Source organism: Actinomycetes bacterium, from assembly GCA_024222295.1.
Taxonomy (GTDB): Bacteria; Actinomycetota; Acidimicrobiia; order Acidimicrobiales; family Microtrichaceae; genus JAAEPF01.
Genome location: JAAEPF010000034.1, coordinates 322,769 through 341,677, shown reverse-complemented (window position 1 = coordinate 341,677; position 18,909 = coordinate 322,769). Strand labels below are relative to the sequence as shown.

At 67.0% G+C, this 18,909-nt stretch carries 17 protein-coding genes; 10 read left to right on the top strand and 7 right to left on the bottom strand.

Annotated features, from left to right (window positions below; genetic code table 11):
- Window positions 1-170: 170 nt before the first annotated feature.
- Window positions 171-1,358 carry an acetyl-CoA C-acyltransferase gene (locus GY812_14205; GenBank protein MCP4436636.1) on the bottom strand — a complete coding sequence of 396 codons (1,188 nt, stop codon included), beginning with the start codon at window positions 1,356-1,358 and terminating at the stop codon, window positions 171-173.
- A gap of 108 nt (window positions 1,359-1,466) precedes the next feature.
- Between GY812_14205 and GY812_14200 the strand changes: the two genes are divergently transcribed.
- Complete coding sequence (locus GY812_14200; GenBank protein ID MCP4436635.1) at window positions 1,467-3,650, top strand: hypothetical protein; 2,184 nt, start codon at window positions 1,467-1,469, stop codon at window positions 3,648-3,650.
- 66 nt (window positions 3,651-3,716) lie between these two features.
- Here the strand turns inward: GY812_14200 and GY812_14195 are convergent, their stop codons facing one another.
- On the bottom strand, window positions 3,717-4,403 hold the full coding sequence (locus GY812_14195) for a nitroreductase family protein (protein MCP4436634.1): 687 nt from the start codon (window positions 4,401-4,403) through the stop codon (window positions 3,717-3,719).
- A gap of 3 nt (window positions 4,404-4,406) precedes the next feature.
- Window positions 4,407-4,985 (bottom strand): VOC family protein, encoded by a 579-nt coding sequence (locus GY812_14190; protein MCP4436633.1) that lies wholly within the window; start codon window positions 4,983-4,985, stop codon window positions 4,407-4,409.
- Window positions 4,986-5,102: 117 nt separating this feature from the next.
- Here GY812_14190 and GY812_14185 point away from each other — a divergent pair, with 117 nt between their 5' ends.
- From GY812_14185 to GY812_14175, 3 genes are read left to right on the top strand one after another with little or no spacing between them, the layout of a single operon-like run.
- The gene (locus tag GY812_14185; protein ID MCP4436632.1) at window positions 5,103-7,256 is read left to right on the top strand and encodes an acetate--CoA ligase family protein; all 2,154 of its coding nucleotides are present in this window, start codon (window positions 5,103-5,105) and stop codon (window positions 7,254-7,256) included.
- A 7-nt stretch (window positions 7,257-7,263) separates the two neighbouring features.
- Entirely contained in the window at window positions 7,264-8,415 is a 1,152-nt protein-coding gene (locus GY812_14180; protein MCP4436631.1) for a lipid-transfer protein, read from the top strand.
- Window positions 8,412-8,858, top strand: a complete 447-nt coding sequence (locus tag GY812_14175) for a hypothetical protein (protein MCP4436630.1) — start codon at window positions 8,412-8,414, stop codon at window positions 8,856-8,858. The genes GY812_14180 and GY812_14175 overlap by 4 nt, the downstream gene beginning before the upstream one ends.
- 309 nt (window positions 8,859-9,167) lie before the next feature.
- On the opposite strand, the gene GY812_14170 is transcribed toward GY812_14175, so the two are convergent.
- On the bottom strand, window positions 9,168-10,472 hold the full coding sequence (locus tag GY812_14170; GenBank protein MCP4436629.1) for an amidohydrolase: 1,305 nt from the start codon (window positions 10,470-10,472) through the stop codon (window positions 9,168-9,170).
- Window positions 10,473-10,740: 268 nt separating this feature from the next.
- Complete coding sequence (locus tag GY812_14165; protein ID MCP4436628.1) at window positions 10,741-11,241, bottom strand: MaoC family dehydratase; 501 nt, start codon at window positions 11,239-11,241, stop codon at window positions 10,741-10,743.
- A gap of 126 nt (window positions 11,242-11,367) precedes the next feature.
- Between GY812_14165 and GY812_14160 the strand changes: the two genes are divergently transcribed.
- Window positions 11,368-12,306 carry an SDR family oxidoreductase gene (locus GY812_14160; protein ID MCP4436627.1) on the top strand — a complete coding sequence of 313 codons (939 nt, stop codon included), beginning with the start codon at window positions 11,368-11,370 and terminating at the stop codon, window positions 12,304-12,306.
- A gap of 16 nt (window positions 12,307-12,322) precedes the next feature.
- Window positions 12,323-13,168, top strand: a complete 846-nt coding sequence (locus tag GY812_14155) for an enoyl-CoA hydratase/isomerase family protein (protein ID MCP4436626.1) — start codon at window positions 12,323-12,325, stop codon at window positions 13,166-13,168.
- A 29-nt stretch (window positions 13,169-13,197) separates the two neighbouring features.
- On the opposite strand, the gene GY812_14150 is transcribed toward GY812_14155, so the two are convergent.
- Window positions 13,198-13,809, bottom strand: coding sequence for a TetR/AcrR family transcriptional regulator (locus GY812_14150; GenBank protein MCP4436625.1), 612 nt, complete (start codon window positions 13,807-13,809; stop codon window positions 13,198-13,200).
- Window positions 13,810-13,838: 29 nt separating this feature from the next.
- Between GY812_14150 and GY812_14145 the strand changes: the two genes are divergently transcribed.
- A complete protein-coding gene (locus tag GY812_14145) occupies window positions 13,839-15,380 on the top strand; it encodes a long-chain fatty acid--CoA ligase (protein MCP4436624.1) in 1,542 nt (513 codons plus the stop codon).
- A 10-nt stretch (window positions 15,381-15,390) separates the two neighbouring features.
- Here GY812_14145 and GY812_14140 read toward each other — a convergent pair whose 3' ends face one another.
- Window positions 15,391-16,026, bottom strand: a complete 636-nt coding sequence (locus GY812_14140; protein MCP4436623.1) for a DUF459 domain-containing protein — start codon at window positions 16,024-16,026, stop codon at window positions 15,391-15,393.
- A 173-nt stretch (window positions 16,027-16,199) separates the two neighbouring features.
- Between GY812_14140 and GY812_14135 the strand changes: the two genes are divergently transcribed.
- From GY812_14135 to GY812_14125, 3 genes are all read left to right on the top strand, one after another.
- The gene (locus GY812_14135) at window positions 16,200-17,186 is read left to right on the top strand and encodes a 3-phosphoglycerate dehydrogenase (GenBank protein ID MCP4436622.1); all 987 of its coding nucleotides are present in this window, start codon (window positions 16,200-16,202) and stop codon (window positions 17,184-17,186) included.
- A gap of 25 nt (window positions 17,187-17,211) precedes the next feature.
- Complete coding sequence (locus GY812_14130; GenBank protein ID MCP4436621.1) at window positions 17,212-17,868, top strand: fuculose phosphate aldolase; 657 nt, start codon at window positions 17,212-17,214, stop codon at window positions 17,866-17,868.
- Between the two features lie 73 nt (window positions 17,869-17,941).
- Window positions 17,942-18,868 carry a DUF368 domain-containing protein gene (locus GY812_14125; protein ID MCP4436620.1) on the top strand — a complete coding sequence of 309 codons (927 nt, stop codon included), beginning with the start codon at window positions 17,942-17,944 and terminating at the stop codon, window positions 18,866-18,868.
- Window positions 18,869-18,909: the final 41 nt, after the last annotated feature.

Here is an 18,909-nt window from a genome sequence, read left to right as displayed (position 1 = left end):
GCTCCCACACCGCTCGCCCCACGGCGAGGCGAATGCTCAGACAACCCGCTCGATCACCGTGGCATTCGCTCCCACACCGCTCGCCCCACGGCGAGGCGAATGCTCAGACAACCCGCTCGATCACCGTGGCATTCGCTCCCACACCGCTCGCCCCACGGCGAGGCGAATGCTCAGACAACCCGCTCGATCACCGTGGCATTCGCCATGCCCCCGCCTTCGCACATGGTCTGCAAGCCCAGTCGGCCACCGGTCGCCTCCAACTCGTTGAGCAACGTGGTCATGATCCGTACACCCGAGGCTCCCAGCGGGTGGCCAAGCGCGATCGCACCACCGCGGGGGTTGTAGCGGGAGTAGTCGCCGTCGGGCAGGAACTCCTTGGCCCACATCAGTGCGATGGCGGCGAAGGCCTCGTTGCACTCGATTACGTCGAAGTCGTCGATGGACAGCCCTGAGCGATCGAGGAGCTTCCGGGTGACCGGATTGGGGGCCGACAGCACCAGGATCGCGTCGTCGCCGCCGACCGCGAAGTGACGGACAACCGCCCGGTAGGGCAAGCCCAACCGCTCGGCGACAGAACGTTCGGCGATCAACATGGCTGCCGCGCCGTCAGAGGTCTGCGACGAGTTGCCCGGCGTGATGTCGGGCGCGATCGACGGGTCCCATTTGGCAGCCGAGGCAAGTCCGGCAAGTACCTCCACCGTGGTCTCAGGACGTATCCCCTCGTCGACGGTCATCATCTCGCCCGTCTCGTTGCCGTCGTCGTCCCTCACCGGGGTCGGAACGATCTCGGAGTCGAACGCTCCCGACGTGGTGGCGGCCTGCGCTCGGCGGTGTGACTCCGCGGCCAGGGAGTCCATCTCGTCGCGGGTCACGCCCCACCTGTCGGCAAGGATCTGGGCGATCTCGAACTGCACCATGAGCCGGCTGTCGATCGCCTCGAGGTAGGCCGGGCTGAACGGCCCTGTGCCGCCGGATGCGTTGGAGGCCATCGGGGCGCGCGTCATCGACTCGACACCGCAGGCGATCGCGACGTCGTATCCACCGGCGATCACCCCTTGTGCCGCGAAGTGCACGGCCTGCTGGGAGCTGCCGCACTGGCGATCCACCGTGGTACCGGCCACCGACTGCGGCAGGCCTGCTGCCACCCAGGAGTTGCGGATAGCGTTCGTGGACTGTTCTCCCACCTGGGTCACACAGCCGCCGACCACGTCATCGACCCGCTCCGGATCGACACCCGTGCGCTCTACCAGGGCCAGCAATGCGTGTGCGAGCAGATCGGTGGGGTGCCAACCAGCCAACTGGCCCTTGCGCCGCCCGATGGGCGTGCGCAGTGTGTCGACGATCACGGCCTCTCGCATCTCTGCCATGGCCGAACGCTACAACGGTTCCTGACACGTGTGTCAGGTAGGGACGCGAGTCACAGGTCGCGCGATGGCTGGGAGTGAACGAGGTCCACTAGCGTCGATATGAGCAGCCCGGGGTGGGTGATTCAGTGGCACCCGGGAAGTCTGAGGGGCATCGTGAAGAAGGTCGCCGGTTCGGTCCGGGCACATCCATGGCTGAGTCTCGTTGCCGTGTGCCTCGTCGCGCTCGCCGGAGTGGCGTTCTTCGCCCGCGACATCATCGGCGTTGCCCTCGCCGAGGAAGAACCGATCGACTACACGCTGCCCCTGGTCAAGCCCCTCGACCCGGGAGCCGGCGAGGTGGTCTACCGCGTCGATGCCAACCGCTCGCTCGCAACGGTCAGGGTCAACGAGGTGCTCGCAGGTGTCGACAACGAAGTCGAGCTGACCACCAGCGGACTTGCCGGCGACATCGGGGTGACCGACAACGATGCGTCGACAGCGAGGCTGAGCGAGTTCGCCGTCAGCGTCCACCAACTGGAGAGCGACAACTCACTGCGCGACAAGGTGCTGCAGCACGAGTACCTGGATTCACACGACCACCGCACAGTGAGCCTGCTGGATGCGGAAGTCGTCGAGGTCGACCAGGCCGGTGATTCGCGCCAGGCGACCTTCGCCATCGAAGGCGACCTAGAGGTCAAGGGGCAGCGCACGCCGGTCCGCTTCGAGGGCGAGGGCACCGTCGACGGTGAGACCTTCAGCGCAACGGTCGCAGCGCAGATGAAGATGTCGGACCTGGGGGTTGGCCCGATCACGAAGGTGGGTCTCGTGTCCACCGGCGACGATGTCGAGGTGGAGCTTCAGCTGGTGGCCGTCGACAGCCGCAAGTTCGCTCCACCGACCGGCCTGTCGCTAGAGAGCGTCGCGACGGACGTGGACGCCTCCGGCGCGCCCTCGTTCGCCTCCGACATCCAGCCGATCCTCGAGGCCAACTGCGCCACCTGCCACAACACCGGAGCCGTGGGCGCCCAGATGCTCACACTCGACACCGCCGGCGAAGCCGCCGAGGTGGCCGATGGCCTCGCCATCGTCACCCGCACCGAGTACATGCCGCCATGGCCACCCTCGGATGAGGGAGTGGAACTCCGCCACGGCCGCGGCCTGTCCGATGACGAGATCGACCTGATCCAGCGGTGGGCCCGGGCGGGTGGACCACTCGATGTCGCTGCAGAGACCGAGCTCGTCGCCCCGGACGAACCAGAGGTGACGGTTCCCGACGCCGACATCGTCATGACGATGGCCGAGCCCTACGTGGGCGACGGGTCGAAGCCCGACGACTACCGCTGCTTCCTGATGGACCCCGGATTCACCGAGGACACGATGATCACGGGGTCGATGTTCACCCCTGGATCGCCCGAGGTGGTGCACCACGTGCTCTCCTACCGGGTCTCGGCCGAGCGGGTCGGCAACCTCGTGGAGCGCGACGCCGAGGACGAAGGACCGGGCTGGTCGTGCCCGACCGGAATGGGCACCGGCGGCCGCGAGCTCATCGCCGGCTGGGTTCCGGGAGCACGGCCTCGTGATTTCGGCGAGGGAGTCGGCATGCCGATGGGCGCCGGCGACATGGTCGTAACCCAGATCCACTACCACTACGAGGGCATCCTGCGCCCCGACCAGTCGAAGCTCGAGTTCGAGGTGGCGGACAACCCCGATGAGCTGATCCCGTTCCGCACCACCCAGCTGGTCGCGCCGGTGGAGATCCCGTGCCCCCCGCCGGCAGACGGGCCCTATTGCGACCGCGACGCAGCCTTCGCGGAGGTCGACGAGCGCCTCGGCGGTGCCGGTATCGCCAACGCGCTACACGGGGCCTGCGGCACCAAGCCCGCTGAACTGGCGGCCAGGTCCGACGGCTACACGGCGAACACAACGTGTGAGTTCCGGGTGCGCACCGACGGCCATCTCGTGGACTTCCTCGGCCACATGCACGAGATCGGTTCGAGATACCGGATGACGCTCAACAAGGGCACGCCCGAGGAGTTGGTGCTGCTCGACATTCCGGTCTGGAACTTTGCCTGGCAGCTCAACTACCAGCCGGTCGATCCGATCCCGGTCACGCGCGCTGACAAGATCACCGTCGAGTGCAACTGGGACCGCAGCCTCCGCTTCGACCCCGAGCCTCGCTACATCTTCTTCGCCGATGGCACCCAGGACGAGATGTGTTACTCGACCGCGGTGATCATCCCCGACGACGCCGACGAGGGCGACAGCGACAGGACCGACGCCGAACGAGCCCGCGACGAGGACTGACCGGTCCACCGTTGTTCCGTTGGCGCTGGATCACGCCAGGCGTGATCCAGCTCGAGCAAAACGGGCTCAGCCCGCGAAGACCGACCCGTCGAAGCGGTCAACCGTCGTGAACGAGCCAACCGGGTCACGTTTCAGCTTCATCGGGCGCCTGACCGGGTGACCCAGGGCCAGTACGCACGCCAGACCGTGGTGCTCCGGCAGGCCGAGCACGTCCGCCAGCTCCGGTTCGCGGCGGATCGGCATCGTGGTGATCACGCCCCCGAGGCCCTCGGCGTGGGCGGCCAGCAGGATGCTCCACACGAACGGGTAGACCGACGCGCCGCCCACGATCGGGTGACGGTCGAGGTCGCGGTCGACCGCAGCCAACAGGCGCAGGTCGGCCGCCACCGCCAACATGGCTGGCACCTCATCGAAATGATCGGCGAACTCACTCACCGATTCCCCCGCAGCCGCAGCGGCCTGTCCATGTGCGATCGCCGCGGCCTCGGCGGTTCGGTCGGTGACGGGCGACCACGGCCGCAGGCCCGCCGCACCCATGGCGACGTACTCGTGGAAGCCCTTCACCCACGTGTCACGGATAGCGGCACGGACCCGGGGATCCTTGACGACCGCCACCTTCCAGGACTGGGCGTTGCCGCCGTTGGGGGCGAACCGAGCCTGTTCGAGGATCCGCCCGAGCGCTGCGTCGTCGACCGGCTCATCGGTGAAGTCGCGGATCGCACCCGTGCTACGCAGCGCTGTTGAGAGCTCCACCGGTCAGCCCGCGGCCGGTGTCGGCTCTTCGACCAGATGCGTCGCCGGCATGGCCAGTAGGCGTCCATCGGCGATCTCGTGGAATGCCGCCACCGGCTCGGGGTCCGCGTACAACTGCGAGTCGGAGAACTCGCTGTCGCCAGCAGTGGCGTCGACAAGCCACCACGACGCCTCGAGGGCAATGCCGTTGTTGTCCGTGAAGTAGATCGAGTGCATCACGCCGTGGTCGACCACCTCGGTGACTTCGCAATCGTGCGAGGAAAGGCGATCGCGCAACGATTCGAGCGCTGCCTCGTCGGCCAACCCGAAAGACAGGTGGTCGAACTGGGTGGCGCGCGGATCAGGAATGCCCGCGGGCTTCGAGAACCCGTCGAGCGCGACTCCGCGGTATTCGAAGAACGCAACGGTCTGCCCCGGCGCGAACTCGAAGAAGTAGTGGCGGAACGCCTCGTTGCCCAGGGTCGCCACCAGCCGTGCGCCGAGTACGCCGTGGTAGAAGCGCACGGTGGCGTCCATGTCGTCGGTAATGAGCGCCAGGTGGTGGATGCCCCGCCACTTCGGCATGTCCGTATCGGTGTCCATTCCCAACGGTACGCCGGTTCGCCTCGCCGGTCTCGCCGGCCGGGCACTCGGACACCGCGTTCCATCTTGTTGGTGCCACGGGCCTCAGGCCAGAGGCAACTGACACGCGTGTCAGGTATTGTCGCCGCCGTGGCACCTCGACTCGACCTGACCGGACGTCCCTGCGAACTACGCGATGTGGACCTCGACACGTTCTTTCGACCTTCGCGTGTGGTCGTGATCGGTGCCTCCGACAACCGCCGCCCCAACGACGCCATGTGGCGCAAGATCCGCGACTGGGCCACCAAGTTCGATGCCGAGGTCATCCCGGTCAACCCGAAGCGGGAGTCCATCGACGGGATCAAGTGCTACCCGAGCATCCTCGATGTGGAGGGCGACATCGACCTCGCGGTGATCCTCGTAGGGGCCGCGGTCGAAATGTTCGAAACGGTGCTCGAGAAGCAGCCGAAGTTCGCGGTGATCTTCGCAGCCGGTTTCGCCGAGATGGACGGCGAGGGTGAGGCGCTCCAGCAGCGGCTGGAAGACCTGATCGCATCCGGTGGGACTCACCTGCTCGGCCCCAACACCAACCTCAATGCCTTCGAGACGTTCCGGGACGACAACGGCGACCGCTCCATCGCACTCATCACCCAGTCCGGCCACCAGGGCCGACCGATCTTCCAGTCACAGGACCTGGGCGTGGCCATGAGCCACTGGGCACCGGCAGGCAACGAGGCCGACCTCGAGTTCGCCGACTTCGCACGCTACTTCGCGGACCTCGAGACCACCGGGGCCATCGCCGCGTACATCGAGGGGTTCAAGGACGGCCGCACGATGATGCTGGCGGCTGATCACGCCGCCAAGGCCCGCGTACCGCTGGTGTGCGTGAAGGTGGGCCGCACCGATGAGGGCACGTCGATGGCGAAGAGCCACACGGGCCACCTCACCGGGTCGGACCGAGTGACATCCGACGTGTTTCGCCAGCTCGGGGTGATCCGGGTGGACGGCCTCGACGAACTCACCGACGTGTCGTCCACATTCTGCCGCACCGTGGCGCCCCCGGAGGGTCGGGCGAAGGAACGACGGGTCTGCGTGTACGCCATCTCCGGCGGCACCGGCGCCCACATGGCCGACCTGGTGGCCGACGCCGGAATGTCACTTCCGGAGCTTGCTCCGAAGACCCAGAAGGCCCTGCGCAGCCGCATCCCTGGCTACCTGCGCGTCAGCAACCCGGTCGACTCGGGCGGCCCGCCGAGCTCGGATGAGCGGGGCATCGAGATCCTTCGCGCCATCGTGGCCGACCCGAACGTCGACATGGTCATCATCCCCATCACCGGCGCGCTGGCGTCGCTGTCGGTGCCGTTCACCCGTGACATCTCGATCGTGGCCAAGGAGACCGACAAACCGCTGTTCGTGGTGTGGGGCTCCCCCAGCTGGGACGACGTGTACGAGAACACGTTGCTGCCAGCACGCATCCCGGTCTTCCGCAACTTCGCCAACTGCGTGACCACGGCACGGGCATGGTTCGATCACCACGAGTTCACCGAGCGCTACAGGAGCGCCTTTTCGAAGCTGCCTTCGAAGCCCTCGAACAACCGCGCCGGGGTCGAACACCTAATGGCCGGTAGCGGTGCGCTGGCAGAGCACGAGGCCAAGGCTGTGCTCGCCGCCTACGGGATCCCGGTCACCGAGGACATCCTTTGCACCTCCGCAGCCGCGGCCGCCAAGGCGGCAGGGCAGCTGGACCGCGGCGACGGCGTGGTGATGAAGGTCGCCTCACCGGACATCCTCCACAAGAGCGACCTCGGGCTGGTCCGCGTCGGGGTGAAGGGGCAGTCGGCGGCGCGCAAGGCGTTCGGCGAGATCGTCGACATCGCGGAGTCCGAAACCCCGAAGCGCACCAGGGTGGACGGTGTGCTCGTGTGTGAGCTGGCGGACCCGGGCGTCGAATGTGTGGTCGGAGTCAGCCAGGACGAGCTCTTCGGACCCGTTGTGATGTTCGGCCTGGGTGGTGTGTTCGTGGAGGTGTTCGAGGATGTGGCATTCCGTGTGCCCCCGTTTGACCGGGCCGAGGCCCGCCGGATGATCGAACAGACAAGGGGCGCCAAACTGCTCGCGGGGGCGCGGGGCCGACCGAAGGCCAAGGTGGCTGCCGTGGTGGATGTGCTGATGAAGGTGCAGCAACTCGCACTCGACTTCGCAGGCGAACTCGAAGAGCTCGACATCAACCCGCTCGTGGTGCGGCCCGACGGCGTGGTGGCCATCGACGCCCTGATCGTGCGCAACGGGTAGACCACCGGTGAAGGACCAGACCGCCGTTGCCGGGATCGGCACAACAGATTTCGCCAAGTCCCTCGACGACTCCGAACGGGTGCTGGCCCTCAAGGCGCTGAAGGCCGCCCTCGACGATGCCGGCATCCGACCCGGCGAGGTCGACGGTCTCTCCTGCTACTCGATGGAGGCCACGGAGGAAATCGACATCGCCCGCAACATGGGCTTCGGCGACCTCACCTACTTCGGCAAGGTTCCCTACGGCGGTGGAGCCGGCTGCGGTGTGGTCGGCCAGGCCGCAATGGCCGTGGCAACAGGCCAGTGCAACGTGGCTGTCGCATGGCGCAGCCGCAAACGCGGATCGCGGTCCAGCCGGCCCTGGGCCGGCGTGTCGAGCCGGGTCCAGGGCGACCAGCAACGTTGGAGCCGACCGTGGGGGCTGCTGCGGCCGGTCGACGAGATCGCAATGCTGACGCGCCGCCACATGCACCGCTACGGCACCACCCGCGACCACCTGGCCAACGTGGCGCTCGCATTCCGACGCCATGCCAACAACAACCCGGCCGCTGTGATGGGCGACCGCGAGATGACACGCGACGACTACATGGCGGCCCGCTGGGTGTCCGAGCCACTGTGCCTGTTCGACAACTGCCTGGAAACCGATGGCTCGTGCGCCGTTGTGGTCACTTCGACCGAGCGGGCCCGCGACCTGCGTCAACCACCCGCCCTCTTGCACAGCTGGGCTCAGTCCCTGCCTGCCCAGCACCAGACGATGACCAACTTCTTCTGCGACGACCCACTTCGCGGCCCGGCATGGGCGTGTGCCGAGAAGCTCTGGTCGTTGTCCGACGTCGGTCCGGCCGACGTCGACGTCGCCCAGCTCTACGACGCGTTCAGCCCGCTCGTGCCGCTGTCACTGGAGGGCTACGGGTTCTGCGAACGTGGCGAGGGCGGGCACTTCACCGACGACGGCGGCATCGAGCTCGGCGGGCGCCTCCCCACCAACACCTCAGGAGGCGGAATGAGCGAGGCCTACCTTCATGGCTTCAACCTGATCGTCGAGGCGGTGCGCCAGGTGCGGGGAACATCCACCAACCAGGTCGAAGGCGCCGAGTTCAGCCTCTGCACGTCCGGCGAGGGTGTGCCCACCGGAGCGCTGCTGTTCAGGAGAGACCGATGATCGACCAACCGCTCCTGCCCGGGCTCGACGAAGAGTCGGCCCCGTTCTTCGAGTATGCCGCCCGGGGCGAACTGCGGGTCCAGGCATGTGCCGACTGCGGTGTGCGCCGGATGCCGCCACGCCCGCGGTGCGAGAGGTGCGGCTCGTTCGAGCACCGCTGGGATGCGATGTCGGGGCTCGGCACGGTATGGAGTTTCGTCGTTCCCCACCCGCCGCTGCTGCCCGCCTACTCCGAGCAGGCTCCCTACAACGTGGTGCTGGTCGAACTCGAGGATGACCCGACGATCCGGCTGGTCGGCAACGTGGTAGCCGGAGCTGACGACCGACTCGACTCGATCGACCCGCACTCGATCGCGATCGGCATGCCTGTGGAGGTCGTGTTTCCCCGGCCGGTCAGCGACGACGAAGGTGCGGTCGTGCTCCCGCGCTGGACTCCGGCCTGACCCGCGAAGCGGCAACCTCACCCGACCGGAACAGCCTGCTGGAACAGCAGTGACCCCGACCGCTCTCCCTCGGTCGGGGCCATTGCGAGTTGTGTGGATCCCCTCGTCCACCCGGTGTTGGCACCAAACGGCTCTCGTGGAGTCCATCCAATCGCGGTGGCCAATGCCTTTCAATGGGGACGAATCCCCGTTCGCGGCCGCAAGCGCCGCTCCGACGCTCGAAGCCACCACCAGTGAGACACGCACCCCCCGCTGTGCCAGTCAGCACACCCTGCGTGGCCGGGCGGCGGCCCACACCACAAGTAGTGGTCAGGATTTCTTGGCGGTGGCGCGCTCGGCGAGGTCGATGATCCGGATCGGGCTGTCGGGCCGCACTATCTCCTTGCCACTCGACCGCAGCGTCGTGTCCACGTCGGTCGCCCTGGAGCGCAACGCCGCCACCGTGCAGTCCGCCCGGTCGAGCACCGAGAACGGGTCGTAGTGGAAAAGCCTCATCGCATTCTCGTAGGTGATCGCGTCTACCTCCGCAGCCGGGATGCCGTCGAGTGACTTCGCGAGACGCTCGGGCGACTCCGGCCATGTCGAGTCCGAATGCGGATAGTCGCACTCCCAGGTCATGTGCTCGATACCGACGTCATGGCGGTTCTTCAGCCCCGCGGGATCATCGATGAAGCAGGTTATGAACCGCTCCCTGAACAGGTCTGAGGGGAGCATCCCCTCGGGCAGGTCCTGGCCCGTCCACGCGCGGTGGTGCTCATCGACGTAGTCCACCCGCTCCAGGAAGTACGGAATCCAGCCGATGCCACCCTCGCTGAGTGCGAAGCGCACCTCCGGCCACTTGATGAGAACGCGTGACCAGAGGATGTCGGCGGCGGCCTGCACGATGTTCATCGGCTGGAGCGTGATCATGACGTTGATGGGTGCCTCGATCGACGTGATCGTGAGCTCCGATGACGACCCGATGTGCAGGCACACCACCGTGCCGGTCTCGGTGACTGCCTCCCAGAAGGGATCCCAGTGCTCGTTGTGGAAGCTCGGCCATCCCAGCTTCTCGGGGTTCTCCGAGAAGGTCACGGCACGGCAACCCTTGGCGGCAACACGCCGGACCTCGTCGGCCATGATCTGCGGGTCCCAGATGGCTGGAAGAGCGAGCGGGATGAAACGACCCGGATGGGAGCCACACCATTCGTCGATGTGCCAGTCGTTGTAGGCCCGCAGGATCGCAAGAGCGACGGTCTTGTCCTCGGTGCGGGCGAAGAGCTGGCCGCAGAACTGCGGAAAGCTCGGGAAGCACATGGAGCCGAGCAGGCCGTTGGCGTTCATGTCGGCCACGCGGTCGTCGATGTCGTAGCAGCCCGAACGCATCTCATCGAACGCGGTCGGGTCGATGCCGTACTCCTCTGGCGGCTTGCCGGCCACGGCGTTGAGCCCGATGTTGGGCAACTGCTGGCCCTCGTAGAACCACACGTCGCTTCCGTCGTCGGCCTGGATCACCTTCGGCGCCAGGTCGCTGTACCTGTCGGGCAGGTGGTTCTCGAACAGGTCGGGCGGCTCCACGACGTGGTCGTCCACCGACACGAGGATCATGTCGTCGATCTGTCTCTCAAGCGCCATCGGTTCCCCCTGGATCCGGAGTGGTTCCGGTCAGGGTGATGGTACCGCCCCCACCTGACACGTGTGTCAGGTATGGCCGCCGGATTTGCGGACGTCGCTGTGCTGGGCCCCTCACCTTCACAAGCGGAGTAGCCCAGCGTCGATGTGACGCTGGGCTACTCGGGAAACCAGGTTGAGTGGGACAGCACAGCTGAGTGGGACAGCACAGCTGAGTGGGACAGCACAGCTGAGTGGGACAGCACAGCTGAGCCGGCTGTGCGCGCCGTGGCTAGGAGCGGTGGATCACATTCATGGTCGCCGTGATGACCGGCTCCCCGCCGTCGCCGGTGAAGGTGTTCTCGATCACCAGGAACGTCATGGTCTTGTCGCCGGTGGGCTTTTCGTAGATGTCCTTCACGACACCCTTGTGCTCGAGCTTCTCGCCCACGACCACGTCGCGGTGGTACTCGAAGGCCTGCTCGCCGTGCAGGATGAGCCCACCGTTGGCCATCAGCCCTCCCATGACCGCTGCCATCGGGTTGTTGCCGTTGGTGGGGTCGGGCGGCTGCTCCTCGGCGTGCTTGCACCATGAATCGGCCGCACTGAACATGAACGTCGGCGGCACCGGGATGTCCGAGAAGCCCTCGGCGCGCGCTGCGTCGGCATCGCTCCAGATGGCCTTGTCGTCGAGCACCGATGCAGCGAACGCGGATACCGGGGCCCGCTCCACGGTCACGATGCCGTGTGCGGTCGGCTTGCCGATGTAGTCGTCGAAGTTGATGTCCGCCATGGTGGCGCCCCCTGAAATCCGGATCGGTGCTTTGCTACGGTGACACCGCCAACCTGACGTGTGCGTCAGGTTGCGGCTCGCACATCTAAACATACGAGCGCTGAGCGGCGCGGGAAGCAGGTTGTCATGGGAATCGTCGAGGGGAAAGTGGCGATCGTCACCGGTGCGGGTCGCGGAGTGGGCCGTGGTGAGGCCATGGAGTTGGCCGCGCAGGGCGCGAAGGTGGTCTGCAATGACCTCGGTGGCTCCTCATCCGGCGAGGGGGCAGACACCTCTCCGGTCGACGAGACCGTGAAGATCATCCTCGAGCGCGGCGGCGAGGCGGTGGCCAACTACGACGACGTGTCCTCGTGGGATGGCTCGAAGGCAATCGTCGAGCAGGCCCGCGAGGCGTTCGGGGCACTCGACATCGTGGTGAACAACGCCGGAATCCTGCGCGACACCTCGATCGTGAAGATGAGCGAGCAGGACTGGGACAAGGTCATCGCCGTGCACCTCAAGGGCACATTCAACATGACCCACCATGCATGTGAGTACTGGTCCGACGAGTCGAAGGCGGGCAGGGTACGCAAGGCCGCCATCGTCAACACGGTCTCCTCGGCCGGCCTCCAGGGCAACAGGGGCCAGGCCAACTACGGCGCCGCCAAGGCCGGTATCGCAGCCCTCACCGTGATCACAGCGCTCGAAGGTGAACGCTATGGCGTGCGCGCCAACGCGGTCGCGCCCGGCGGTGCCACGCGGATCGTGCACGAGACCATGCCCGACATCCCGCTTCGTGAGGCCAACGAGGTTCACGACGACGAGTTCGAGAGGCTCAACCCTGGCAACTCGGCCCCCATGGTCGTGTGGCTGGCATCCGACGAGGCCTCGCTCGTCACCGGACAGGTGTTCCGGGCAGTCGGAGCGGACATCTCCGCCTACGAGGGCTGGCGGATCGGTGCGACAGCCTCCAACGCCGTGAAGGGCGAGCCCCAGAAGTGGGATCCGGCCCGACTCACCAGCGCTTTGGGCAAGGATGTCTTCGGCACACGTCCCGGCGGGCTCAAGATGAGCTCCAAGGGCTGAACCTCCGGAGGCCCTCATGAGCGATCCCGGCGAGCGGGAGTGGGAGACCCTCACCTACGAAGAGGGAGAGGACGGCGTCGCGGTCGTCACCCTCAACCGGCCGGAGGTGCACAACGCCTTCAACCGGGCGATGCAGCGCGAACTGCACGAGATGTGGCGCGCGCTGCGCCTGCATGACCCCGTGCGGGCCATCGTGCTCACCGGTGCCGGAGACAAGGCGTTCTGCACCGGGATCGACCGCGGCGAACAGATGAGCGGCGACGGCGGCGACCTCGACGACGACCACCATCGCATTGGCTCGGCCGGCACAGCGTTCATGTTCGACGACCCGGGCGACTGGATAGGTCCCAAGACGTCCGACCTCTGGAAGCCCGTGATCGGTGCGGTCAACGGCATGGCGTGCGGCGGAGCCTTCTACCTGCTCGGCGAGGTCGAATTCATCATCGCGGCCGACCACGCCACCTTCTTCGACCCGCACGTCACCTACGGCATGTGCGCCACCTTCGAGCCGCTGCACATGCTCACCAAGATGCCCTTCGGAGAGGTCATGCGCATGACGCTCATGGGCAACCACGAGCGTCTGTCAGCCGAGCGAGCACACCAGATCGGCATGGCGAGCGAGGTGGTGCCGGGCGAGGAACTGCCCGTGGCAGCACGCCATGCCGCGGCAGCCATTGCCTCCGCTCCTGCTGTGGCGGTGCAGGGAACGGTGCGCTCGATCTGGGCGGGCCTGGAGATGCATCGCAGCCAGGCATTGGCCCAGGGGTACGGCTTCATCGGCCTCGGAACCAACGAAGAGTCACTTGCAGAGGGGCAACGAGCCTTCGCTTCGGGGAAACGAATCGAGTGGCGACTCCGCTGAGGCCTCACGGGCCCCACAACGAACGGCTATCAGCCGGCCTCGGCGAAGAACGAACGATGGATCACCGTCGCGGCAGTGTCGACCACTGCCCCGGGTTCACCGAGGTCGCGGTTGACCGCCAGGTAGGTGAAGCGCTCCATGAGGGCGATCAGGGCGGTCACGCGCGTCTCTGCGTCGCCGGGATGTGTTTCGCGGATCCGGTCGATGAGTACCGACGACACGTTCGCGAGGCTGTCCACACCCAGCTTCGTGAGCTCGGGGTTGGCCGACTGCTCAACCCAGGAGCGGATGACGACCCCGTAGGTGCGGTAGTGCTCGATGAAGTCCTCGAGCCAGTCACGCACCTCATTGCGTCCCGAGGCTGCAGCGGACACCGACCCGAGGCCGGCCACGAGACCGCCCAGTTCTGCAGCACACCGCTCGGCCAGCGCCACGACCATGGCGTCCTTGTTGGCGAAGTAGAGGTAGAACGTGCCATGGGACACGTCGGCGCGCTGCACGATGTCGTCGACCCGCACCGCGTTGTAGCCCCGCTCGGCGAGCACCTCGATCGCCGCATCGAGCAGGCGCGCCCGGGTGGCTTCGCCGGTGGTCAGCGCTGTTGTGGATTCCGTGGCGCTGGAGCTGGCGACCTTGGCCATTCAGAAGTCCTTGGTGATCGGGGACTGTTGTGAGCGATCGGGAGCCTGTGGGCCTCAGCGAGACTGTACGACAGGCTGCCGATCGCTTCGGGGAGCGTACCGCCTACGTGTCGCCCACAGGCTGGGAGATGAGCTACCGGCGGCTCGACCGACTCGCCGACGAGGTCGCGGCGGGCCTCCGCGAGCTGGGCGTCGGGCTGGGTGACAGGGTCGCCGCGGTCATGTCGCCGCGCCCGGAGTACATCGTGCTGCAGGTTGCGGCAGCTCGTGCCGGCGCCGCCCTCGCGGGGGTCAATCACAAGCTCGCCGAGCCGGAACGCGCGGCGCTGGTGGCGCTCGCCATGCCCGCCGTGGTCGTGATCGACCCCGGGCAGCTCCCGGCGTCGGGCGTCGGCACTGGCGACACTGCGACGGTCGTTGCCGAACCGGCGAGCTCCGACAGTGACGCGCTCGCAGAACTGCGCGTCGCAGGAGCCGGGCCCGCAGATCCACCGCCTGACCCTCAACGACCCCTGGCCATAGTCTTCACTTCCGGCACCACCGGCACTCCGCGGGGAGCCGTGTATGCACAACGCCAGGTCGACTTCATCACGCAGGTCGACACCGGGGGTGCGTGGGGCGACCCCGATGCTCCCGGGCCCCACGGAATGTCGGGCATGTCACTGACACACCTCGGGCCGACCACGAAGCTGCAGGGCAAGCTGATGCGCGGCGGCACGACCCACTTGCTGCAGCGCTGGTCACCGACCACGGCTCTGGGTCTTGTGGAGGCTTACCGGATGCCCGTGCTGGCGGGGGTGCCCACACAGATGACCCTGATGCTGCACCACCCCGAGGTCGACTCGTTCGACCTCTCGAGCGTGCGCTCAGTGGTCCTGGGCGGAGGGCCCGCCAAGCCGTCGCTGATCCACGAGATCCGCGAGCGCCTCGGCGTGCCGGTGATGGTGCGGTACTCGTGCACCGAGGCGGGGGTCGGGGTCGGCACCGGCCCGACCGACGACCCCGAGGATGCTGAGTGCAGCGTCGGGCGGGCACACGACGGAGTGGAGCTGAGCATCCGCGACGACGCCGGCCAACCGGTAGCCGCGGGCGAGGTGGGCGAGGTCTGCCTGCGCTCGCCGGCAACCATGTCCGGCTACTGGCTCGATGCCGTGGCGACCAGTGCTACCACCTGGCTCGACGGTGCCATCCGCACTGGGGACCTCGGCTGGGTCGACGAGAAGGGCCGACTGCATCTCGCGGGCCGCAGCGGCGACATGTTCGTGAGAGGTGGCTACAACGTGCATCCGGTGGAAGTGGAAGCGGCTGTCGCCGGATGCCCCGGAGTTCGCGACGTTGCAGTCGTGGGCCGCGACGATGACGTAATGGGCGAGATCTGCGTTGCATTCGTCGTGGCCCACGATCGCGACGACCCACCGACGCTGGATGGGATCCGCGACCACGCACTGAGGTCGCTCGCACGGCACAAGCTCCCCGAGCGGGCCGTGTTGGTGGACGCTCTTCCGCTGACACCCATGGAGAAGCTGGACCGGGCGACGCTGCGCAAGATGGCAGCGGACATGGCTGACTGACCGGCTCGACTCAGGCTGCGCCGACTCGTTCAGCAAGGTCCGCGGCGGCTCGCTGATAGCACTCGACGCTCAGGTGAACGCCGTCGGCCAGCAAGCACAGCGAGGGCTCGTCCTCACCCGAGCCGGTCAGCTCGGCCAGATCCTCCACTTGCACCCAAGCACGCGAACTGGCCAGGTCGGCTGCGATCTCGTGGACGAGGCGGTTGGTGTCCCCGCCGGTGGGGTCGTCCATGCGCACATGACCCACCCAGACCAAGCGCGTGCCAGTGCCTTCGAACGCATCGAAGGCCTGGGCCAGACGGTCCCGGTACTCGTCCTCCCAGCCATCCGACATCGGCGCCACCACATCACCATTGGCGTCTCGGAGATCCTGGGCATCGTTGGATCCCACCGAGAACACGAGCACCTCGGGCGGGAAGTCGCGTGCGAGTTCCTCGAGGCGAGCGGGCCAGTCGAATCGATCGGGGCGGGCGAGCCCGGTTCCCTCCTGCCCGATCACCTTGACGGTGACCGCGGTATTCACCTCATCGCGCAACGCGGCGCCGAGCCCGACCGAGATCGAGTCGCCGGCAACCGTGACCTTCGAGCCGGGCGCCACCTGCTCCGCCGCTCCGTCGGAGCACCCGGCGAGCGCGGCAACGAGCACCGTCGCTAAGGCAGCAAGACCAGGCACCATGGCGGATTTCACAGCGTCTGGAGCCTAGGTGGGCCACGTGTCGCGGCCACATTCGCGCCCACCGAAGTGGATCTGCCTGCAGCGTCCGACACCACCTATCTTTGTCCCTACCCGTTCACCACGGGCACCTGAGGGGAAAGCTGATGCCAGACGATCGACCCATTGCGTTGGTTACCGCGCCGTTCCGCGGACCGGGGCTCGACCGCCTGCGGGAGGTCTGTGACGTGGTGCTGGACCCGTGGATCGACCACGTACCGATGCGGATATGGGACGGCGCCAAGCTGGCGGAGCGCGTTGCCGAAACCGGGGCGACGGTACTCGTGGTCGAGTCCGACTTCGTGATGGGCGACGAGATCATGGACGCGGGCCTGATCGCGATCGGGTCTTGCCGCGGCGACCCCAACAACGTCGACGTCGCGGCGGCGACCGATCGCGGCATCCCGGTCATGAACGCGCCCGGCCGCAACGCCGATGGTGTCGCCGAACTCGCCGTCGCCCTGACCCTTGCGGCCTCGCGGCACGTGATTCCGGCCGACACCGATCTGCGTGACAGCGCGGTCTTCCGTGACGAGACCATCCCGTACCAGCGGTACCGGGCCTGGCAGCTCGCCGGACGCACCGTCGGCATTGTCGGTCTCGGCGCGGTCGGGCGGGCCGCCGCTTGGCGATTCGAGGGCCTCGGCATGCGGGTGATCTCGTTCGATCCATTCAACGACGAGGCCACGCACGATTCGCTGGGAGCCCTGCTGGCCGAATCCGACGTGGTCTCGATGCACGCTCCCCCGATGCCCGACACTCTGGCAATGATGGGCGCGGAGCAGTTCGCGGCGATGCGCGACGGAGCGGTCTACGTCAACACCGCCCGCGCGTCGCTGCACGACATGGATGCGCTCACCGCAGCGCTGGCCAACGGCAAGCTGTCGGCCGCGGCGCTCGACCACTTCGAGGGGGAGCAACTGCCTGACGGCCACCCACTCACCGAGATGGCCAACGTGGTGCTCACACCTCACATCGGTGGAGCGACGTACGACACCGAGGTCAACCACTCTGCGATGCTTGCCGACGACATTGCTCGCCTCCTCGCGGGCGAGCCGCCACTTCACTGTGTGAACCCCGAGGTCCTCAAATGAGCAACGCCGAGCTGGTGGTCAGCTGATGCCCCCGATCGACGAGGTCCGAGCAGCCGTGTTGGCCGCCGCGAAGGAACTGCACGCCTGCGGCCTCGTGTCGGGCACGGCCGGCAACGTGTCAGGCAAGATCGAACCCGGCCGCTACGTGCTCACGCCGTCCTCGGTTCCCTACGTCGGAATGACCCTCGAAGACCTCGTGGTGGTCGACGGCGAGGGAGAGGTGCTCGATGGGCACCGGTCCCCCACCTCCGAGATGCCGCTGCACCTCGAGTGCTACCGCAACTACCCCGAGGTCGGAGCTGTGGTGCACTGCCATGCCAAGCACTCCTCGATGTTCGCGGTCGCCCACAAGCCAATTCCGGCAGGCATCGACGAGTTCGTGATCTACATCGGAGGCGACGTGCCTTGCGCCGACTACCGACAGTCGGGCACAGCTGAACTCGCCACCGAGGTCGCCAAGCACCTGGCTGACCGCTCCGCAGCCCTGATGGCCAACCACGGCCTGCTGTGCGTGGGCAAGGACGTGCAGGACGCGCTCCACTCCGCTCAGGTGGTGGAGCACAACGCGCAGATCATGTGGGGTGCCGAGGCCCTCGGTGGCGTGAAGCCGCTCCCCGACTCCGCCGTGCAGGACTTCACCAACATCTACGACTTCGTGCGGGGCGAGATGTGGGGCAGCTGAGCCCCGACAGGTAGCGGTGCCGGCGCAGCCAACGGATGCCGCCGCGAATGGTGGCGGTGGCTACCGTTTCGGGGTGCGAGAGATCCCCTTCAGCATCATCCGCGGCTTCTGCATGGGCGCCGCCGACATCGTACCGGGTGTGTCCGGCGGCACGATCGCCCTTGTCTTCGGTATCTACCGCCGACTGATCTCATCCATCAGGGAGGGATCCAGCGCCATCGGCCGCCTGATCAAGGGCGACATCGACGGTGTCAGAGTGGCGCTGCGAAGCGTCGAGTGGGGATTCCTGGTGCCGCTGCTGATCGGCATCGGTCTCGCGATCCTGACGCTCGCGAGCGTCATCGAGCATCAGCTGGAGGAGCGCCCGGAGATGATGGCCGGGCTGTTCATGGGCCTCGTGCTCGGGTCCGTGGTAGTCGCATGGGGCCTGCTGGAGAACCGTGACGGCCAGCGCATCGCGGTGGGGGTCCTGGTGGCAATCGGCGTCTTCCTGCTGCTCGGGCTCCGGGGAGGCACTTCCGAGGAGACGGTCAGCCAGGTGAGCGACCCGGCTTGGTGGGCCTACTTCGTGGCCGGCGCCGTGGCTATCTGCGCCATGATCCTGCCCGGAATCTCGGGCTCGTTCATTCTCGTGATGCTCGGCATGTACGGGCCGGTGCTGGCAGCAGTGAGCGACCGTGACCTCGTCACGATCGGCGTGGTCGGCCTCGGGTGCGTGGTTGGCCTCGCACTGTTCTCACAGGCACTTCACTGGGCGCTGGAGAACCACTACAACACTGTGATGGCCGCACTCATCGGCCTGATGCTCGGCTCGTTGCGCGTGCTGTGGCCCTGGCCCCAAGGCGTCGACAGCACGGTGCTTGAAGCCCCGGGCGAAGCGGTGGGACCGACAATCGCCCTTGCCCTGGTCGGCTTCCTCGTCGTGGTAGTGATCGACTTCGTTTCCAAGCGCGTCGGGGGCCCCGACCACGACCAGGAAGTCAGCGAACTGAAGTCCTGAGCAGCGGCGCCGGGTGCGGCCGTGCCATTCCGGGTCAGGGG

What these genes read in the sequence shown, in the direction of transcription:
- GY812_14175 (MCP4436630.1), top strand. Translation starts at nt 8,412, where the DNA reads ATGATCGACCAACCGCTCCTGCCCGGGCTCGACGAAGAGTCGGCCCCG.
- GY812_14150 (MCP4436625.1), bottom strand. Translation starts at nt 13,809, where the DNA reads ATGGCCAAGGTCGCCAGCTCCAGCGCCACGGAATCCACAACAGCGCTG.
- GY812_14165 (MCP4436628.1), bottom strand. Translation starts at nt 11,241, where the DNA reads ATGGCGGACATCAACTTCGACGACTACATCGGCAAGCCGACCGCACAC.
- GY812_14200 (MCP4436635.1), top strand. Translation starts at nt 1,467, where the DNA reads ATGAGCAGCCCGGGGTGGGTGATTCAGTGGCACCCGGGAAGTCTGAGG.
- GY812_14135 (MCP4436622.1), top strand. Translation starts at nt 16,200, where the DNA reads ATGCCAGACGATCGACCCATTGCGTTGGTTACCGCGCCGTTCCGCGGA.
- GY812_14170 (MCP4436629.1), bottom strand. Translation starts at nt 10,472, where the DNA reads ATGGCGCTTGAGAGACAGATCGACGACATGATCCTCGTGTCGGTGGAC.
- GY812_14130 (MCP4436621.1), top strand. Translation starts at nt 17,212, where the DNA reads ATGCCCCCGATCGACGAGGTCCGAGCAGCCGTGTTGGCCGCCGCGAAG.
- GY812_14155 (MCP4436626.1), top strand. Translation starts at nt 12,323, where the DNA reads ATGAGCGATCCCGGCGAGCGGGAGTGGGAGACCCTCACCTACGAAGAG.
- GY812_14160 (MCP4436627.1), top strand. Translation starts at nt 11,368, where the DNA reads ATGGGAATCGTCGAGGGGAAAGTGGCGATCGTCACCGGTGCGGGTCGC.
- GY812_14190 (MCP4436633.1), bottom strand. Translation starts at nt 4,985, where the DNA reads ATGGACACCGATACGGACATGCCGAAGTGGCGGGGCATCCACCACCTG.
- GY812_14205 (MCP4436636.1), bottom strand. Translation starts at nt 1,358, where the DNA reads ATGCGAGAGGCCGTGATCGTCGACACACTGCGCACGCCCATCGGGCGG.